Source organism: Aeromonas sp. 3P, assembly GCF_051919745.1.
Taxonomy (GTDB): Bacteria; Pseudomonadota; Gammaproteobacteria; order Enterobacterales; family Aeromonadaceae; genus Aeromonas; species Aeromonas veronii.
The window spans coordinates 3,944,152-3,963,255 of the sequence record NZ_JBQBED010000001.1 but is presented as its reverse complement, the minus strand read 5'-3'; the positions used below and the strand labels follow the sequence as shown (position 1 = coordinate 3,963,255).

Here is a 19,104-nt window from a genome sequence, read left to right as displayed (position 1 = left end):
CTTATCCGGTATCAAGGCTATTGCTTCAGCTCTTTTTGTACCTGTGCAAACGACTTGGGCCAGGGCTGGCCTTTCAGCAAGGCTGGCGGAAGCTTGCGAATGGCACTCTTGGCCTGGGTCAGACCGGCATAATCCCCTTGCAGCACCACATACCAGGGGCTACCACGGAATTTGGTCTGATAGACCCATACCTTGCCCGCCAGACCATGCTCGGCAACAAATTGATCCACCGCCTTGGTGTTGCTCGCCCCCATCAGCTGAACGCTGTAGTGGTTACGCGGCTTCTTGTTCAAGGTGGCGACCGGTGTCAGGGCCACCTTGGGTGCAGGCGCGGCAACCGGCTCGTTGCTGGCGGTTTTGGTGGTGGCCGCAGGCGTTGTGGTTGTCGCCGGATTCAGTGCCTTGGCGGTACTGGCTGGCGCCGTGGTTGCGACTGCACCACTGGGGGCTGTGCCACTCGGGTTCTTGCCGGTCAGCTCGTCCACCACATCGGTCGGCAATGCACCGCTCACCTTGGGTTCGGTCATCAGCTTTTGCACGACCTCGTCAGAGATCACCACCCGACGCCCTTCGTAATTGGTTGATTCGGTGGTCACGGTTTCGCTCTCCACCGATTTGGGCAGCACTTTCGCCTCCGGCTGCCAATCTTTCACCACTCCGTTGGGATTGCTGGCTGCATCGCTGTTTTGCGTGCCTTGTGCAGCGGCATCGGTGTTCGAACCGCCAGCGGTGAGGGGATCGCCTCCCGCTACCGGGATCGGCAATGCCGTGTTTTGCGCCGGATCCTGCAGTGCCGGTTTGCTTTCATTGTCAAACAGCGCAGGCAGCAGGTAGCTCAGCGCCAGCAGGCCGCCAGCGACCAGCGCGATAGCAGTGGCAATCTTCTTGACAGGCAACTCCGCCTGACGCTTCTTGGGCCTTCTGTCGGTCATGATATCCTCCAGTAACTGCATGATGGTGGACGGATGTCCGTTCGCCGTTTTCAGGATCTCCTCCACTTGCGGCTTGGGCAAGAGGGTCGCCGGGATCTTGAGCTCTTTGGCTTTCTCATACAAGAAGATGCGCTGCTCGGGCGGGCTCAGTGGCGGCACTTCCAGCTCAAGTGCTGGCATGGCACGCTCTTTGAGCTGCGGTCGTTGGGTACGACACCAGACGTCACTGCCCGAGACGATAATGGCCAGCTGATGGGGCGCCGCCAGAGTATCGTTATGACGGATGATCGCCCACAACTCTCCCAGCAGTTCGACCGGCAACTGGTCGGCCCGCTCTATCAGCAGCAACAGGGTGGCAGGCTTGCTCCCCTCCAGCATGCGAAAGAAGCTCTCCGCCAGCGCATCCTGTGGATTGAACAGCGGGCGCGCCACCACCTGTGGTAGCAACAACTGGCGTACATCCACCATCTTCATGGCAGGTGTACCAATCAGGCTTACCACCCGCACTTTTTCCGGCAACACGCCGAGCAGGGATTCGCACAGGGTACCGCGACCACAACCGGGTTTACCGGAGAGAAAAATGAAAGGGTGATTGAATTCAATCAGATGCAGCAGCCGGTCAACCAGCTGCCGCTGGGAAGGAAGTTTTAGCAGTTTATTCGTCACGACCAGACTCGATCACCGCCAGCAACTCGACATCGGACACATCCCCCACCACCTGCGCATGGCCGATGCCAACCGGCAATACCAGACGCAGCTTGCCTTCAAGCACCTTCTTGTCACGGCGCATATGGCGAATAAAGGCGGCGAAATCCATCTCGGCAGGCGCATGAATGGGCAGATTGGCGGCCAGCAGCAGAGCGCGCACACGCGCAACGTCCGCTTCGCTCATATCGCCACGGGCCTGCGCAGTCCAGGCTGCCAGCATGGTGCCGGCGGATACTGCTTCACCGTGCAGCCAGTTGCCATACCCCTGCTCGGCCTCGATGGCATGACCAAAGGTGTGACCCAGATTGAGCAGCGCACGGACGCCGTGCTCGGTCTCATCCTGACCGACCACATCGGCTTTGATCTCGCAGCAGCGTTTGATGGCGTAGGCCAGCGCGGCAGGTTCCAGCTGTTGCAGACGCACCATGTTCTGCTCCAGCCAGCTGAAGAAATCAGCATCCCAAATGATGCCGTACTTGATCACCTCGGCCATCCCTGCGGCAAATTCGCGGGCTGGCAAGGTACTCAGACATTCGGTATCGATAACAACTTGTTTGGGCTGATAAAAAGCCCCAATCATGTTCTTGCCGAGGGGGTGGTTGACAGCGGTTTTACCGCCGACAGAGGAGTCAACCTGGGAGAGCAGAGTGGTCGGGATCTGGATAAAAGGAATGCCACGTTGATAGCTTGCTGCCGCAAAGCCCACCAGATCCCCGATCACGCCGCCCCCCAGAGCGATCAGTGTCGTATCGCGCCCATGGTTGGTTTCAAGCAGAGCAGACATGATCTGCTCAAAGGTCGCCAGGCTCTTGTACGCCTCACCGTCAGGCAGGATCAGGTGTTCAACCTGAAAACCCGACAGCAGAGCGGTTACCCGTGCAAGATAAAGCGGAGCAACGACCGTGTTGGTCACTATCATCACCCGCTTGCCCTTGATGGTCGATACCAGCGCCTCGGGGCGCTGCAACAACCCGGCAGCTATCTCGATGGGATAGCTGCGTTCACCCAGTTCGACCTTCAACCGTTCCATGGACGTCCTCTAGATTACATACCGATCAGCTTTACAATTTGATTGGCAACGATTTTTGCGCTCTGGTCATCGGTGTGCACAACAAAGTCGGCAACCTCTTCATACAGGGCATTGCGCTCTTGTGCCAGACGTTCCAGCACTTCGCGTGCCGGTTCTTCGGTCTGTAGCAGAGGGCGGCGTTTGTCTCGCTGTGTGCGCGCCAGCTGCTTTTCGATAGTGGTTTCGAGGTAGACCACGATGCCACGAGCAGACAACTTGTTGCGGGTTTCGCGACTCTTGATGGCACCGCCACCCGTCGCCAGCACGATACCCTGCTGCTCTGACAATTCGCCGATCACCTTCTCTTCGCGAATCCGGAAACCTTCTTCGCCTTCAACATCGAACACCCAGCCGATATCAGCACCACTGCGGCGCTCAATCTCATGATCTGAGTCGAAAAACTCCATATGCAGTTGTTCTGCCAGATGTCTACCTATGGTGCTCTTGCCCGCACCCATGGGACCTATCAGGAAAATATTGCGTTTCTCAGCCATGTCTTTTCGTTAGTAATTACAAACTGTACGACCCCGATGAATACTGGATCGGGGTACCTATGAACCTTATCTTGCGATGGATCAGGAGGGGGATTATCTCAATAGATATCGGGACTGGCAACCGCAGCCCTTACGCCCCAGCCTTATTGGGGCGTAAGGTTATATGTGTTTTACCCTCACATGTAAAGCATTCAGAAGGCGTCGGTAACTATCTTGGGCGTCACGAAAATCAGCAACTCCCGCTTTTTGTTCTCGCTGGTGGTCTTGCGGAACAAGGCCCCCAATCCGGGAATATCACCCAGCAGCGGCACCTTGGTCACATCGCTCTTGATGGTCTGCTGATAGATGCCGCCCAGCACCAGCGTCTCGCCATTGTTCACCAGCACCTGAGTGGTGATGGACTGGGCGTTGATGGAAACCGCATCACCGGTACCGGTCGGTACCGTTTCACCCTTGGTATCCTGGGTTACGGTCAGGTCGAGAATCACCCGATTGTCAGGGGTGATCTGCGGGGTAACCTTCAGGCTCAATACCGCCTTCTTGAAGGTAACCGAGGTAGCGCCACTGGAAGAGGACTCCACATAGGGGATCTCGGTACCCTGCTCGATCAGCGCCGGTTTCTGGTTCGCCGTGGTCACCCGCGGACTGGCGATAATCTCGGCCTTGCTCTCTTTTTCCAGCGCCGACAACTCTAGATCCAACAAGGTGCCATCAGCCAAACGGGCAACCTGGAAGGCCAAAGTACCGGCCGCATTGGTCACCGGCAGGTTGACGTTCAACCGTTCGTCTTTTGTCGGTCTGGTAATTGCCGAGCCACCATTGTTGTTACCAGAGCCATCATTCCCCGCTATGGAACCGGACGTACTGTTGCCATGACCATCGTTTTTGGTCACCCCCCACCGCACCCCGAGCGCTTCATCAAAGCCGTCGTCAATGGTCACCATCCGCGCCTCGATAACCACCTGCTTGACCGGAATATCGAGAATATCGAGCATCCGCTTGATACTGCTGATGACATCGGCGGTATCCTTGACCACCAACACGTTGGTTCGCTCATCCACGCTCACCGCACCACGGGGTGACAGCAACTTGGTACTTTCGGAAGAGAGCAGGGCAGCCACTTCCGAGGCCTTGGCATAGTTTATCTGCAGATATTCGGTATAGAGCGGAGCCAAATCGGCAACCTGATTTCGGCTCTCCAGCTGTTGCTTCTCGCGTGTTGCGATCTCTTCTGCAGGCGCTACCAGCAAGATGTTGTTATCCAACCGCTTATCCAGACCCCGCACCTTCAAAATAATGTCGAGCGCCTGCTCCCACGGCACCCCATCCAGACGCAGGGTAATATTGCCTGATACCGAATCTGTGGTTACCAAGTTAAGGTTGTTGAAATCGGCAATAAGCTGCAATACGGTACGGACTGGAATATCCTGAAAGTTCAATGAGATGGGCTTTCCCTGATACTGCTTGGATGCCGTGGCCGTCGTCCGCTTTTTCACCTCGATAATGAAGAGCTTGTCTGCCTGATCGTAACGGTAATCAAACTGACCATTGATCGACAATTCAAACAGGGTATCGCTGCCCTGCCGGGAGACTTCAACCTGAGAGACCGGCGTTGCAAAATCCTGCACATTGATCAGATTAAGCAAACCATCCGGCACCCGAGTACCATGAAACTTGGCCAGTACGGTCTGGCCGCGGCTGCTCACATCGACGGCGGCCGAGCTGTTATCCAGCGTGACCAGAAACTCCCCCTGGCCATCTTTGCCACGACGAAAATCCACACCGGTAACCGAGTTGAAATAGGCGCCGCCCCCACTGTTCTGATAGTTGTTAAGTACCGGCTTGCTGGCAGGCTGTGTGGCTACCGGCGTAGTCACGGGCGCAACAGGCATCGACCGGGCGACGACCTGAGGGTTGAGCAGTGCCGAAGGAGAGGGTGTGGCCACCATCGCAGAGGGCGCTGGCACAGGAGTAGCCGAGGTTGCGGGTGCAATCAGCGCGCTCTCACCATTGATGAGCCCGGAAGAGGCCCCCTCGCCCAATGACACCAGTAATTTGTTCCCCTGTTGCTGCACCTGATAGGGAGCAAGCTGATCGAGTGCGATCTTGATATCCAGACCTGCGCCCTTACCCTCAACCTTGATATTATCTACCCCTAGGCGCTGGATCGGCAGCGGGTTCACTTTCAGCGCCCCTACCGCACCGGGAACATGCAACAACAGCTGATTGGGTTGGTAAGAGAGACGATCGGTAAAGCCCGTGACCGGCTCACTGAAACTGAGCTCCACCAGCAATTGATCGGCAAGCAGCGGATTGACCTTGATCTCCTGCAGGGTTGCCACTGCCCACGCCTGACTGAGGGCGCTGGCGCAAAACAGCAAAGCCACTTTGGATACACTCTCTATTGTTGTTCTCATTGCTGTTCGTCCCTGATTATTGTTTTTCTTGCACATTGGCCATTGCCAACTGGGTTTCTCTTGTTACCCAGCACCCCTTCCCGTCCGGAATGGTTTCCAGCAAATCCACGGCAGTGTCAGTGATCTTGATGACCCGGCCCTGATCAAGCCCCATATACTGGTTGAGCCCGACCCGCATCGATTTGCCATCCGGGGTGCTGATCAAGGCCCACAACTGACCCGCCTTACCCAAAGAGCCATGCATCGACAGACTGGCCAGCGAATAATTTTCCAGCACCTCTTTCTCACGCTCCATCAGGGTCTGTGCACAATCAGGCTGGGCCTTGGCAGTACTTGTACTTCCGACCGTCGCCTCAGGCTGGGGAACCATGAAGGGGCTGCGCAACTCGCGTTGCTGGTAGTGCATAGGGGCAAAAGGCTTCAGCTCGGGCAAGGGCTCGATAGGTATGGGTGGCCTTGCTTTGGTCTGGGCGACATAGCTATCCATATCCTCCTGGCCACCACAGGCCGCCAGCAAGAGAGCAGGCAACAACCAGCAGATGCGTCTCATTGTTTCGGCTCCACTGTTTTACCGTTGTACTTGTAGGTCTTAGCCAGCATCGACATCGAAATCAGCTCCCCTTCATCCTTGCTCTGACCCAGAGTGAAGGAGTCAAGAATGACGATACGGGGCAAGGCGGCCATGTCAGCGGTGAACTTGCCAATTTCATGGTAAGTGCCCACTACCTCGATACGCATTGGTAGCTCGGTTGAAAACTCGTGCTTTACCTCTGGCTCCCAGTTGATCCGGTTCAATTTCAAGCCATTGTCGGTAGCAATAAAGCTGATATCGTCCAACAGACCGGCGACCTCATGGGTATTGGGCAACTGCTTGAGCTGGGTATCGACCAGTTGCTCAAGCTGAACCATTTGCGCCTTGTATGCCCCCAGGTTGGCAGCCAGCATCGCCTTGCTTTCAAACTGGGCTTTCAGTTCGGTCTCTTTCCCCGCTTCCTGAGTCAAACTGGTCAGTGAGTTGGCAATCACGTAGTAGTAGATGGCGCCGCCGATCAACACGCAGCAGAAAAAGATGAAGACCCCTTTTGCCCATTTTGGCCAGCTTGCTATGTCATTGATATCCAACTCGTTGAGTTGCTGAAGGTTCATTGTTGCTCCTTGGCCACATTCCCTGCAGCCGCAGCATTGTTGGCGATCAGGAACATCATGGAAAACTGGCTCAATGACACTGGCGCAACATCAGCCGCAAAAATAGTGCTTATCTTTGCCTGACCCAACCAACCGGAACCATCAATCCGCCGCATCATGCTGGCCACCCGACCATATGCTTCGGTCTTGCCATTAACATCAATAATATTGTTTTGCATCGAAAGGGTGTTCAGGTAAACCCCGTTGGGCACCAGTGAAGGCAGTTGATTAAAGAGGCGGACGGGCACATTGCGGCGCATCTGCAACTGCTCGATCAGCTGCATCCGATCGATCAGCTCCTTGCGACGCTCTTTGAGCAGACGGATCTCCCCCAGCTGGGCATCCAGAATAGTCATCTCCTGAACCAGCCTCTGGTTGCGCTGCTGCTGGGCGACGATCTGGCGATCAACCAGCCAGTTGGCAAAAAATCCCAGCGCGACCGTGGCCAGCACAAAAATCCCCAGCAAGGCCCCGAACTGTTTCTTTTGGCGCTGGGCTCGGGCTTCACGCCAGGGGAGAAGGTTTATATTTGACATGGTGTGAAACTCCTCAGAGCCAACCCGAATGCCGTCATATATTTAGCACCATGTACCAGCTCGGCCTCCCCTTTCGGCTTGCCAAACAGGGCGAACAGATCCGGGTGCAACACCTCGCAATTGACCTCTTCTTTTACCTGCACCAACAAACCGGGTAGCAGACTGCCTCCCCCCGTCAGCACCAGTTTTGCGATGTCGCGATAACCGGATGAACTGCAAAACAGCTGGATATTGCGCCGCACTTGCTGCAACAGCGAGTTGATGTGGGGCATCAGCACATCCAGCTCATGGTCAACAGGCAAGGTACCTTTGGTTTTAGCCTGCTCAGCCTCATCCAGCGTCATGCCATAAAAGGAGGAGAGCGCCTGGCTGTACTGATCGCCACCGAAGTTTTGCAAGCGGGAGTAGATCACCTCCCCCTTGACCAGCGCTGCAAAGGTCATGGCACTGGCACCGATATCTATCACCCCGATCGGCCGTTCACTCTCCTGCAATTCGGGCAGACAGGCCACCACGGCACGGCCCAGCGCATGGGCGCCCACATCCACCACTTTGACGGCAATACCGGCTTCGGCAAGGGCGCTGACCCGACCGTTGACACTCTCGGTGCGGGCTGCGCTCAGCAGCACATCTTGACGATCTTCACTGTTGTTGGTGCTCAGCACCTCAAAATCGAGACTCACTTCATCGAGGGGGAAGGGAATGATCTGCTCGGCCTCCAGCTGCACCTGACTCTCCAGCTCCTTGTCGCTGAGGCGGGCATCAATCTGGATCACCTTGGTTATCACGTTGGAGCCGGTCACCGCAGTGGCGGCATAGTCGCTGTGAGTTGGAATAAGACGCTTGAGGGTCTTGAGAGATTGGCTGACGCGCTCGATATCCTGCAATTGATAGTCAACCAGCGTCCCTTTCGGGGTGGCAATATCGGCGACAGATTCGAGATGAAGCTTGCCGGGTCGGCCACTGAGGGTAACGGCCTTGATAGTCTGGCTGCCAAAATCAATGCCCACCAGAGGGAGGAGGGATCCCTTGTTAAAAAGCCCAAACATATACACATCCATGCGTTATTTGGTTTTATTCCTGAACAGAGTGTAGGACACCCGATCAGAGGAGTAGATTGGCCCCTTGAAGATCCAGACACTTCGCCCCTCTTAACTTAAGAGGTAGTCTTGGAGCTATGTTCAGTACTAGTCACAACGAGAAGATGGTCGAAGTGTTAACAGGGGCCGAGCGCCGTCGACGCCGGACTCCACAAGAAAAGATCGCCATCGTGCAGCAGACCTTTGAGCCCGGGATGACCGTCTCTCATGTTGCTCGCTTGCACGACGTCAACGCAAACCAGCTTTTCAAATGGCGTAAGCAATTCCAAGAAGGGTCTCTCACGGCGATCACCGCCGGTGAGGATGTTGTTCCTGCTTCCGAGTTGGCTGCTGCCATCAAGCAGATCCGAGAGCTTCAGCGTCTGCTCGGGAAGAAGACCATGGAGAACGAGATCCTCAAAGAAGCCGTGGAGTATGGTCGAGCAAAAAAATGGATTGCGCATGCGCCCTTGTTGCCGGGGGACGACGATTAAGTGCTGTGAGCCAGGCTCTTAATGTATCGCGTGCGCAGCTATCCGTTCGTGTTCATCGAAAACCGGGTTGGCAAGATGGTCGTCATCATCGCCAGCGTGATGATGCAGCCTTACTTGGCCGTATCATGGAGGCGATGGCAGAGCTTCCCTCCTATGGCTATCGCCGGGTCTGGGCGCTGTTACGGCGTCAGTCTGAGGCAACAGAACAACCTGTGGTAAACGCTAAGCGGGTATATCGCGTCATGCGCGAACATGGCTTGCTGCTGGAAAGAAAACCAGCTGCACCATTGGCCCAGCAGGCACATAAGGGGCGTGTTGCCGTCAAGGAGAGCAATCGACGGTGGTGCTCAGATGGCTTCGAGTTTCGCTGCGATAACGGTGAAAAACTACGTGTCACGTTCGCCATGGATTGCTGCGATAGGGAAGCGTTGGACTGGGCGGCCAGTACTGGGGGTTACGATAGTGACACTGTGCAAGATGTCATGCTGAGGTCTGTCGAACGTCGCTTTGGGGATTCGTTGCCGGCATCACCGGTGGAGTGGCTGACTGATAATGGCTCGGCGTATCGAGCCCATGAGACCCGCGCGTTTGCACGAGAAATCGGGTTGGAGCCCAGAACGACAGCAGTGAGAAGCCCACAGAGTAACGGTATAGCGGAGAGCTTCGTGAAGACGATGAAGCGAGACTATATCGAGATGATGCCAAAACCGGATAGCCGAACAGCGGTAGGCAATTTGGCTATCGCGTTTGAGCATTATAACGAGCACCACCCGCACAGCGCCTTGGGATACCGTTCACCACGGGAATTTCTGCGCAGTCGGGTATCACAACCCTAAGCGGGAAAAAGTGTCTGGACCTATGGGGTCAAATCCAAGGAGTGCTTCACTCATCCTAAATGCTCTAACTATCAATGTCATAAAGTTTATGCCGAAAAGTGACCCATCTCGCTTTCTTCATGGCAAGTGGCCCTCCTTGGTTATTGCTCCCCGTAGTGCTAACCTCTCGCATCCTTTTGAGGTGGGTGGCTCGCCACAGGAAAACCTCGAATTCCCGATGGCAAAAGGGCTATACTCTGCGCCCGTTGGCTAATTTTAAGACGATTGGTAGTTCTTCCATGCTGAAATGGCTCGTTCGCCTGTTTATTGTCATGATGCTGGGTGCAGTGCTGGGTGTTGCCAGCCTCATCGGTATCTACTTCTATATCAAACCCCAACTGCCCGATGTCACCGCACTGCGTGACGTCAAGCTGGCAACCCCGATGCGGGTTTACAGTCGGGATGGGGAGTTGATCGCCCAATATGGCGAAATTCGTCGCATTCCGCTGCGTCTGGACGAAATTCCGCAACCCATGATCGATGCCGTACTGGCGACCGAAGATGCACGTTTCTATGAGCACCCGGGCATTGACCCGATTGGTATCATTCGAGCTGCATCCGTCTGGGCTGTCTCCGGCCATGCCCGTCAGGGTGCCAGTACCATCACCCAGCAGGTTGCCCGCAACTTCTTCCTGAGCAATGAGAAGACCATCATCCGCAAGATCAAGGAGGTCTTCCTGGCCTGGCGGATCGAGCAGAATCTCTCAAAAGATGAGATCCTCGAACTCTACCTCAACAAGATCCCCCTCGGTTATCGCTCCTTCGGGATCGGTGCTGCGGCACAGGTTTACTTTGGTAAAGAGGTCAAGGATCTGGGACTGGACGAGATCGCCATCATTGCCGGTCTGCCAAAAGCCCCGTCCATGCTCAACCCCATCCGCTCCCCCGAGCGGGCCTTTGCTCGCCGCAACGTGGTGCTGGGCCGGATGCTGGAAACTGGCAAGATCACCCAGGCTCAGTTTGACGAAGCGTCCAAGATGCCGATCAAGGCCCGTTTTCACGGCGCCGAAGTGACCCTGCACGCCCCCTATCTGGGGGAAATGGTGCGCCAGAAGATGGTCGAGCAGTTCGGTGAAGATGCCTACACCATGGGCCTGCACGTCTACACGACCGTCTCTGCCGAACGTCAGCGGGCGGCAAGACAGGCACTGCTGGATGGCGTTTTTGCCTATGACATGCGCCACGGCTATCGCGGCCCGACGGCTCAGTTATGGAAGGCTGGCGAGACAGCCTGGGATTACGAGCAGATCGTCGCTCACCTTGGCAAACAGCCCACTTATGATCCGCTGATGGCGGCGGTCGTGACCAAGCTTGGTGATCGCAGCGCCACACTGGTACTGAAGAATGGCAAGGAAGCAGAGCTCGGCTGGAACGGCATTAAATGGGCCCGCTCCTTTATTACCGACGACCGTCAGAGCTATGCCCCGAAATCGGCGCGCGATGTGCTGAAAGTCGGCGCCCAGATCTGGGTGCGGGAAGAGGGCGAAGAGTTGCTGCTGGCCCAAATCCCGGATGTGAACGCCGCGCTGGTTGCCATGAACCCGAAAAATGGGGCTCTGGAAGCACTGGTCGGTGGTTTCAGCTTCGAACTATCCAAATTCAACCGGGTCGATCAGGCGCGTCGCCAGATCGGTTCCAATATCAAGCCTTTCCTCTATGCGACCGCGCTGGAGCATGGCTATACCCTGGCGTCGCTCATCAACGATGCGCCGATCAACCAGTGGGATCCGTCAAAAGGGCCCATGTGGCAGCCCAAGAACTCCCCGGCCGTTTATGATGGCCCCACCCCGCTGCGTCTGGGTCTGGCCAAGTCCAAGAACGTGATGTCGGTTCGACTGATGCGCGCCATCGGTCTGGATACCTATATCGACGGTCTGACCCGCTTTGGCTTCCCCCGCGACTTCATCTCTCCCCATGAGTCGCTGGCGCTGGGTGCTGCCGAATTCACCCCCCTCGAGGTAGTGCGTGGTTACTCGGTACTGGCCAACGGTGGCTTCCTGGTGACCCCATACTTCATCGACAAAGTGACCGACAGTCTGGAGAACACCCTCTATCAGGCCAATCCTGCTATTGCTTGCACCACCTGCGAACAGCAGGCCGCCCCCGAGCAGAGCACACTGCCGGAACCAACTGTTGATGGAGCCGCACAAGATGGCACGCAGACCCCTCTCGCGCCAACCATCGCCCCGCATACCATCAGTGCCCAGAGTGCATTCCTGATCACCGACACCCTGAGCACAGCCATCTGGGGTGGCAACGGCTGGCGTGGTACCGGCTGGCGTGCAGCCCGCGACCTGAAACGTCACGACATCTCCGGTAAAACCGGTACCACCAACGAATCGCGGGATGCCTGGTTCTCCGGCTACACCCCGGACATCGTTGCTACTTCCTGGATCGGTTTTGACAACCACCAGCGTGGCCTTGGCCGTGCCGAATTTGGTGGTGGTGCCGCGCAGCCTATCTGGATCGATTTCATGAAAGTCGCCCTCAAAAAACTGCCGGAGCACAAGATGCGGGTTCCCGAAGGGATTATGACGGTGAAGATTGATAGCGAAACCGGCCTCCTGGCGACCAGTGGCGGCACCGACGAATACTTCAAGGAAGGTACCGAGCCGACCCGCTACGCAGCACCGAGCTCGGATGGCAATCAGGTCTACGGCGGTGACAACCCCGATGTAGAAGGGCCTGTCTCTACCGACGATATCTTCTAAGCTGCTCTTGCGGCAGAAGCAAAACCGGCAGCCTTGGCTGCCGGTTTTTTTATTGGGCCAACTGCTTGCTCATCAGCGTGGCGATCGAAGCGGCCAACTCATTGAAGCAGGGGCGACGCACCGAGTAGTGGCGATAGAGCAGCGAGATGGTACGCCCCGGCACAGGGTCAACCACAGGTCGATAGCTCACCCCGCCCTCATCATGATCGGCAGGTACGGCCAACTTTGGCACCAAAGTCATGCCACTACCGGCGGCCACCATGTTACGCAGCGTCTCGAGACTGGTCCCCTTAAAGCGTTGATCCTCACCTATCCCGCCGGCGAAACAGAATCCCATCGCCTGATCCCGCAAACAGTGGCCATCGGCCAGCATCAGCAATTTCTTGCCCTTGAGATTACCAAGCGGCACCTGTTTGGCCTGTGCTTCGGGGTGATGGCAAGGCACCGCCAACCACATCGGCTCATGATAGAGCTGGATTGAACCAAACCCCTCCATCCCAGGCATCTCGGCCAGAATGACGCAATCCAGCTCCCCCTCTTCCAGCCGTTTGAGCAGGGTTTGGGTCTGCTCCTCATAGAGGTAAAACTCCAGCTGGGGAAAACGCTCACGCAGGGTCTGGATAATGCGGGGCAACAGGTAGGGGCCCACGGTCGGAATAAAACCGATATGGATCTCCCCGGACATCGGTTCGGAGAAGTGCTGGCCGATGCTCTTGAGCTCACGCACCTCCTTGAGCACCCGACGCGCCTGATGGGCCATGGCATCGCCAGCCGGAGTAAACAGCACCTTGCGCGAGGTACGTTCGATCAGAATGACCCCGAGTTCATCTTCCAGCTTGCGCAGCTGGCCGCTCAGGGTGGGTTGACTGACAAAGCAGCGTTCAGCGGCTTTGCGAAAATGTTTTTCCTCATCCAGCGCCACCAGATATTCGAGATCGCGAAGATTCATACAGCAAGAGTCCTGCCTGGAAAATGGGCCATCAGCATGCACAATATCGTCCGGCGGGACAAGTCATCCACTCGCAGTGATCCTCTCTGGCTTCCCCTTCAAAACAGAAAAGCCCGATCACCTTGCGGTAATCGGGCTGTTTGGCTCGCCGAGGGATTACACCCTGAAACGGCGCACCATATCCTGCAACTGGGTAGCCAAATGGTTCAGCTCGTTGCACGCCTGAGCCATCTGGGTGGCACCGGCAGCCACCTCTTCGGAAGCATGGCTGATATTGACCACGTTACGGTTGAGCTCCTCGCTCACCGCCCCCTGCTCTTCGGTGGCTGTCGCAATCTGGATGTTCATGTGGGAGATGCTGCTGACCGAGCCACTGATCTGGGAGATAGACTCGCCCGCTTCCCGCGCGGTAGCAACCGTAGTGTTCATCAGCTCCTGACTCTGTTGCATGGTACTGCCCGCCTGTTCGGCACGCTGCTGCAACTCGGCAATGATGGTATTGATCTGGGAGGTGGAGTCCTGAGTGCGCTTGGCCAGAGTACGCACTTCATCGGCCACCACCGCAAACCCCCGTCCCTGCTCACCGGCACGGGCCGCTTCAATGGCGGCGTTCAATGCCAGCAGATTGGTCTGTTCAGCAATACCGCGGATCACCTCCAGCACCATACCGATATTGCGGCTGTCATCGCCCAGTTGGCGTATCACCACCGCGGTACTCTCGATGGCACCTGCGACCCGTTCAATACGTTGAATGGAGTCATTCACCGTTTGCGCACCAAGTTCGGCCGTTTCACTGGCCGAGGTGGCGGCACTGGCCGCATCGCTGGTGTTGCGCGAGACCTCCTGCACCGTAGCTTGCATCTCGTTCATCGCCGTCGCCAGCTGGTTCAGCTCATGTTGCTGAGCATTCATGTTGTTGGCTGACTGGCTGGCAACAGAGCTGATCTCCTCCGCGGCGGAACTCAGTTGCACCACAGAGCCCGACACTTCACTCACCAGAGTGCGCAGATTGGTCTGCATTTCACCAAACCCTTTGGCAAGGGTTCCCAGTTCATCATTGTTGAACTGCTGCATATCGATGCGGGAGGTGAGATCACCAGAGGAGACCCGCCGGGTCTGTTCCAGCAACGCCATCACCGGATTGCGGATCTGACCGGTCAGCAGCCAGGCAATTGCCACAACAAAACCCAGCGTCACCAGACTGACAATGACGCTCATGGTTCTGGCACTGCTGTAGAGCGCCTCCACATCTTTTGTCATCTGGGCCGCAATCTCGTTATTGATTTCCCGCAGGCGGAAGGATTTTGCTCCCACCTCCTCCAGCGCGACCCGGGTTTCGTTTTTGCGCAGACTTCTGACTCGCTCCAGATCGCCAGTAGCAAAGGCACTTAACAACTGGTCATGCACCGCAAAATACTTGGCCCCCGCCGCAACCACCTGCTCATAAACCTGTTTCTCTTCACCTGTAGTGAAAGCTAAAGCACCGTATTTTTGGGCTGCTTGCTCAAATTCCTGCCTGGCCTTATTGAAGGTCAGGGTGCGATCGCTTACCTCTTGATCATCCTTGTTCAGACCACCGATGACCTGGGCCAGCTCTGAACGGCGCGCATCCAGCACGGCGACATGCATCTGACTCGCCAGACGAGTAGAAGGCAACAAATTGCCGGTAATGGTCTCGGTATCACTATGGATCTTTGCTAACTGACTGATGGAGAACCAGGCCAAGCCAAGAACCAGCAAGGCCAGAATGGCAAATCCGGCGCTCAGTTTCTGGCCGATAGACATGTTTTTGAACATATGAGGGCTTCCTTGAAATGAGTCTGCACTCCCGAAAATCCCCCGGGAATGGTCATATAGAGCATAGCCTGCACCCGGAAAACGGAAGGATTTCATATCGTTCCCCTGATGGTCAGGCTATCGGCGCCAGACTCGTTTCCTGAAGTTTCCCCAAATGAGTCAACCCGCGTTGTTCAGCAGCGTCAGCAGATGCGCGCGCAGACCATCCGGATCACCCAGAAAGTCGGCCACGCGAACAGGCGTGACCCGACCGTTGTGCATCAACCCAAGAGTGGGATACCCCTGACCGCCGAGCCGCTGCATCCAGCCCTGGCTATCTGCCAGATGTTGCAGCAAGGGCGCCTGCAGATAGGATTGCTGGAATGCCTCGGCTGCAATCCCCTGCTCTGCCGCCAGCGTGGCGAGAAATGCCGGCTCACCAATCCAGATCCCGTCCCGATAGTGGGATTGCTGGATCCGGTGCAACATGACCAGCCCATCGCCCCCCAACGCCGTGACGGCCAAAACCGCACGGATCGGCGGCTCGGAGTCCAGCAGACAGCCTTCCCGCAGCAGCAGTTCGTTAAAGTAGCGTTCGCCAAAATGCTGGCCGGTCAGCGCTTCGATCCGCTGATCATGGGGGCGCACATAATCACGCAATGCCTCACCCATCGGCTGACGGCGACTACCCAGCCAGAGACCGCCCGCATGCAGCTCGATCTTGAGCCCAGCAATGGTGGCTGCCGCCTGCAACAGGGGGGCGGCACCGTAGCACCAGCCACAGAGCGGGTCATAGACATAATGGAGGGTGGTTTGTTGTTCGCTCATCTTCATTCTCACTTCAATCTCGGATAAAAAACCGGGCCCTTAGGCCCGGTAAAAAAACACAGGGAAAGCAGGCTCAGTGGCTTACCACTTCATCTCGCCGGTATTGACCTTGGCACCGATGGCCAGACCATCGTCAACCGGCAGTGCCGGATAGGCCTTCTTCAGAGCCTCAATCAGCTCACTGGAGTTTTTCGCCTTGGCCAGCTCCTGTTCGAAACGCTCTACATAGTCACGGGTAAAGCTCACAGCAGCAGTGCCTTTGGGAGCCGTGCCCAGGAAGTGGCCCGGTACCACACGCTCGGGTTTCAGGGCCAGCAGGTTGTCCAGCGCCTTGACCCAGTTGCTGCGAGCCGCTTTGGTCTGACTGTCCGCCATCCAGACATGCACCCCGTGGTAAACCGGCACACCACCAAAAGCAGTCTTGATGGAAGGGGCCCAGAGGTAAGCATTCGGGGTGTTCATCTCTTTGATTTCAATCTTCTCGCCATCCAGCGTCAGGTGACTGGCGGTCATCACTTGCGGCACGGTCAAGCTCTTCGGTGCACCCTTGCCGAGGATCGGGCTCCAGTAGCTCAGCTTGGCATCCTTGGTCTGGTTGATATGGTCAACCACATGCTGGTCGGCCAGCACTTTGACATCCGGGAACGCCGCCATGACCGGCTCCAGACCGAAGTAGAAGTCGGGGTCACCGGCACTGATATAGACAGTGGTCAGCTTCTTGCCGCTCTTCTTGATCATGTCAACCAGCGCCTGACCATTTTGCACATCGAACTGGGCATCGATCAGGATGGCCTCTTTGTCACCGGTCACCAGTGAGGAGGAGACCGGGAAGATCGCCTTCTCGCCAGGGTTGTAGACGGTCACGCTCAGGGGGGCGGCCAGTGCGGCGCCACTCAGCAGGGTGGTCGCCAGAGTCAGGTTGCGGATCAGGGTGTTGTTCATCATCTATTCCTCATTAAGTATTCGGGGGTTCATTTGATGGACACAGTGTATTGGATCACTTAAGGTGCAAATACAGCATAAAAAGCGCATCACTGTTGCACATATCGAACATATAGAGAGCCGTACATGGATCGACTGACCGCCTTGCGGGTCTTTGTCAGCGTAGTCGAACAAGGGAGCCTGAGCGGCGCCGGAGAGAAACTGGATATGTCGCGCGCCATGGTGTCGCGCTATCTGGCCGAGCTGGAGAGCTGGATGGGCGCCCGCCTGCTGCACCGCACCACCCGTCGTCTGAGCCTGACAGGGCCGGGAGAGGAGGCGCTGAACCGGGCCCGTGCCATGCTGGCACTCGGCGAGGAGATGGAGCAGATCGCTGTGAAGGGGGATGACGCCCCCAAGGGGCAACTGCGGATCACCAGCAGCTACTCCCTGTCAGAAGCACTGCTGGTCGGGGCGGCCAACGACTATCTGGCGCAATACCCGGGGACGGCCATCGACATTCTGCTGCTCGACAGAACCGTCAATCTGATAGAGGAGCGGATCGATCTGGCGGTGCGCATCACCAACGACCTCGACCCCAATCTGGTGGCGCGTCGTCTCGGCACCTGCCACTCGGTAGTCTGTGCCAGCCCGGCCTATCTGACCCGTCATCCGATGCCACACAAGGTGCAGGATTTGGCGCTGCACAACTGCCTCACCTACACCTACTTCGGCAAGAGCCTGTGGGAGTTCAATGGACCGGACGGTCCCGAGTCAGTGCCGGTCAGCGGTAACCTGAGCGCCAATATCTCCAACCTGCTGCTGGAAGCAACGCTTGAAGGTGCCGGGATCAGCCTGCAGCCCCGCTACTCGGCCCAACCCTATCTGGAGCGCGGGGAACTGGTGCCCCTGCTGACCGACTGGCAGCCCAAGCGGCTCGGGGTCTACGGGGTGTATGCCACCCGCAAGCAGATGTCGCCGCTACTGCGCAGCTTCCTCGATTTTCTGCTGGCTCGCATGGCGGCGGATCCCATCTGGCAGGAGTGAACATACCTCAAACCCGATCATGAAGAAGGGGCCGCTGCGGGCCCCTTCTTCACTCTGATCCCTTGATCAGGCTTCAAATCCGAATGGTTCTGAGTGCGGCGCTTCCGGCTGCGCACTCTCGTCCAGGAAAATATCCCGATAAGCCACATAGATGGAGTAGTTGAGCGCCGGGATCACCACCAGCAGACCTACCAGCAACAGCACAGCGCCAAACAGCAACAAAATGGCTGAGAGCAGCCCCCACCAGAAGAAGGGAAAAAAATTGCGCCAGCAGCCGAAGAAGCTCAGCCGTACCGCCTGGATGATGCCGATATCGTGGTGGAAGATCAGCGCAGGAGCAAAGGTGACCCCCATCAGCACGGGAATGATGAGCAGCATCCCCACCAGCAATACCAGCAGCAGTTGTTGCAACTGGCTGGCTGAGACCACCATGCTCTCGGGATCCTGCGTCAGCAGCGGGAGCAGCCCCCACATGGAGAGCAGACCGAGACAGACGAGGCCCACCAGGCTGAACAGCAGCAACACCAGCAGACCGCCTAGCATCAGCGGGGTCAGCTTGTGGCGAAAACCGGCGAAGAGATCGGCAAACTGCAGTGGCTCCCCCCGATAACCCCGAGCGGCGACCGCCACCCAACCCGCGCCCCACACCATGTAGAGCAGCTGGGAGATAAGGCCACCCGCTGGCAGTTGCTCCAGCAGCATGCCCACCATAAACCAGACCAGCACCATGGCCACGCTGATCCCCATCCCCTTGTTGAAGATATCGAACCCGCTGCGAACCCAGAGCCAGCCACGACCTGTCGTGTACCGGGCCGGTGTGGTGCGCAAAGGGGGTAATCCGTTCATATCGTCTCCTCGGAGTGTCGGTGGCATCAGTGCCGGAAGCCGATTCTAGAGCCAGGGCGGGGGCGACTCAATGGCGAAGCGGCCCGACCACGACATAAAACCTGACGCAGCTATGCACAAAAGGGGCGTCAGCCACGCCCCGCCTCTGGCTGCCCCGACTATAACGAGGCACAATCTGCTCCCTCCCCCTGCCGCGCCTGTCGTGGCCAGCATGTCGTGATCACCCTTTAGTGATCG

Annotated in this window: 16 protein-coding genes; 3 read left to right on the top strand and 13 right to left on the bottom strand. The window is 57.1% G+C overall.

What is annotated here, in order from left to right:
• Nucleotides 1–17 precede the first annotated feature (17 nt).
• The 8 genes from ACTG19_RS18380 to tapM all read right to left on the bottom strand — a co-directional run bounded on the left by ACTG19_RS18380 (nt 18) and on the right by tapM (nt 8,390).
• A complete protein-coding gene (locus ACTG19_RS18380; RefSeq protein ID WP_113739710.1) occupies nt 18–1,598 on the bottom strand; it encodes an SPOR domain-containing protein in 1,581 nt (526 codons plus the stop codon).
• Entirely contained in the window at nt 1,588–2,670 is a 1,083-nt protein-coding gene (gene aroB, locus ACTG19_RS18375) for a 3-dehydroquinate synthase (RefSeq protein ID WP_113739709.1), read from the bottom strand. The genes ACTG19_RS18380 and aroB overlap by 11 nt, the downstream gene beginning before the upstream one ends.
• 14 nt (nt 2,671–2,684) lie before the next feature.
• Complete coding sequence (aroK, locus tag ACTG19_RS18370) at nt 2,685–3,203, bottom strand: shikimate kinase AroK (protein ID WP_005335014.1); 519 nt, start codon at nt 3,201–3,203, stop codon at nt 2,685–2,687.
• Between the two features lie 191 nt (nt 3,204–3,394).
• Entirely contained in the window at nt 3,395–5,620 is a 2,226-nt protein-coding gene (gene pilQ, locus ACTG19_RS18365) for a type IV pilus secretin PilQ (RefSeq protein WP_439989389.1), read from the bottom strand.
• Nucleotides 5,621–5,636: 16 nt separating this feature from the next.
• Nucleotides 5,637–6,170, bottom strand: coding sequence for a pilus assembly protein PilP (locus ACTG19_RS18360; protein WP_005353995.1), 534 nt, complete (start codon nt 6,168–6,170; stop codon nt 5,637–5,639).
• Nucleotides 6,167–6,766, bottom strand: coding sequence for a PilO family type IV pilus biogenesis protein TapO (gene tapO / locus ACTG19_RS18355; protein WP_113739707.1), 600 nt, complete (start codon nt 6,764–6,766; stop codon nt 6,167–6,169). Before tapO ends, ACTG19_RS18360 begins: the two co-directional genes overlap by 4 nt.
• On the bottom strand, nt 6,763–7,341 hold the full coding sequence (gene tapN, locus ACTG19_RS18350; RefSeq protein WP_005353997.1) for a PilN family type IV pilus biogenesis protein TapN: 579 nt from the start codon (nt 7,339–7,341) through the stop codon (nt 6,763–6,765). Before tapN ends, tapO begins: the two co-directional genes overlap by 4 nt.
• Nucleotides 7,329–8,390, bottom strand: a complete 1,062-nt coding sequence (gene tapM / locus ACTG19_RS18345; protein ID WP_040066887.1) for a PilM family type IVa pilus assembly protein TapM — start codon at nt 8,388–8,390, stop codon at nt 7,329–7,331. The genes tapN and tapM overlap by 13 nt, the downstream gene beginning before the upstream one ends.
• A 155-nt stretch (nt 8,391–8,545) precedes the next feature.
• Here tapM and ACTG19_RS18340 point away from each other — a divergent pair.
• Nucleotides 8,546–9,750 (top strand): IS3 family transposase gene (locus ACTG19_RS18340; RefSeq protein WP_100654772.1). Its coding sequence is split into 2 segments (ribosomal slippage): nt 8,546–8,864 and nt 8,864–9,750, totalling 1,206 coding nucleotides; the frame shifts between segments, so codons are not numbered across the junction.
• A gap of 278 nt (nt 9,751–10,028) precedes the next feature.
• Nucleotides 10,029–12,500 carry a penicillin-binding protein 1A gene (locus ACTG19_RS18335; protein ID WP_113739705.1) on the top strand — a complete coding sequence of 824 codons (2,472 nt, stop codon included), beginning with the start codon at nt 10,029–10,031 and terminating at the stop codon, nt 12,498–12,500.
• Between the two features lie 49 nt (nt 12,501–12,549).
• Here the strand turns inward: ACTG19_RS18335 and oxyR are convergent, their stop codons facing one another.
• The 4 genes from oxyR to ACTG19_RS18315 all read right to left on the bottom strand — a co-directional run bounded on the left by oxyR (nt 12,550) and on the right by ACTG19_RS18315 (nt 16,995).
• On the bottom strand, nt 12,550–13,449 hold the full coding sequence (oxyR, locus tag ACTG19_RS18330; protein ID WP_058055639.1) for a DNA-binding transcriptional regulator OxyR: 900 nt from the start codon (nt 13,447–13,449) through the stop codon (nt 12,550–12,552).
• A 156-nt stretch (nt 13,450–13,605) separates the two neighbouring features.
• On the bottom strand, nt 13,606–15,246 hold the full coding sequence (locus ACTG19_RS18325) for a methyl-accepting chemotaxis protein (protein ID WP_439989387.1): 1,641 nt from the start codon (nt 15,244–15,246) through the stop codon (nt 13,606–13,608).
• A 159-nt stretch (nt 15,247–15,405) separates the two neighbouring features.
• Nucleotides 15,406–16,059 carry a DsbA family protein gene (locus ACTG19_RS18320; RefSeq protein ID WP_439989386.1) on the bottom strand — a complete coding sequence of 218 codons (654 nt, stop codon included), beginning with the start codon at nt 16,057–16,059 and terminating at the stop codon, nt 15,406–15,408.
• 75 nt (nt 16,060–16,134) lie between these two features.
• The gene (locus ACTG19_RS18315; RefSeq protein WP_184233386.1) at nt 16,135–16,995 is read right to left on the bottom strand and encodes a Vmh family MBL fold metallo-hydrolase; all 861 of its coding nucleotides are present in this window, start codon (nt 16,993–16,995) and stop codon (nt 16,135–16,137) included.
• Between the two features lie 126 nt (nt 16,996–17,121).
• Between ACTG19_RS18315 and ACTG19_RS18310 the strand changes: the two genes are divergently transcribed.
• A complete protein-coding gene (locus tag ACTG19_RS18310; protein WP_439989385.1) occupies nt 17,122–18,021 on the top strand; it encodes a LysR family transcriptional regulator in 900 nt (299 codons plus the stop codon).
• Between the two features lie 66 nt (nt 18,022–18,087).
• On the opposite strand, the gene ACTG19_RS18305 is transcribed toward ACTG19_RS18310, so the two are convergent.
• Nucleotides 18,088–18,867: a BPSS1780 family membrane protein gene (locus tag ACTG19_RS18305; RefSeq protein WP_005335041.1), complete on the bottom strand. Its 780-nt coding sequence runs from the start codon at nt 18,865–18,867 to the stop codon at nt 18,088–18,090.
• Between the last annotated feature and the right edge of the window lie 237 nt (nt 18,868–19,104).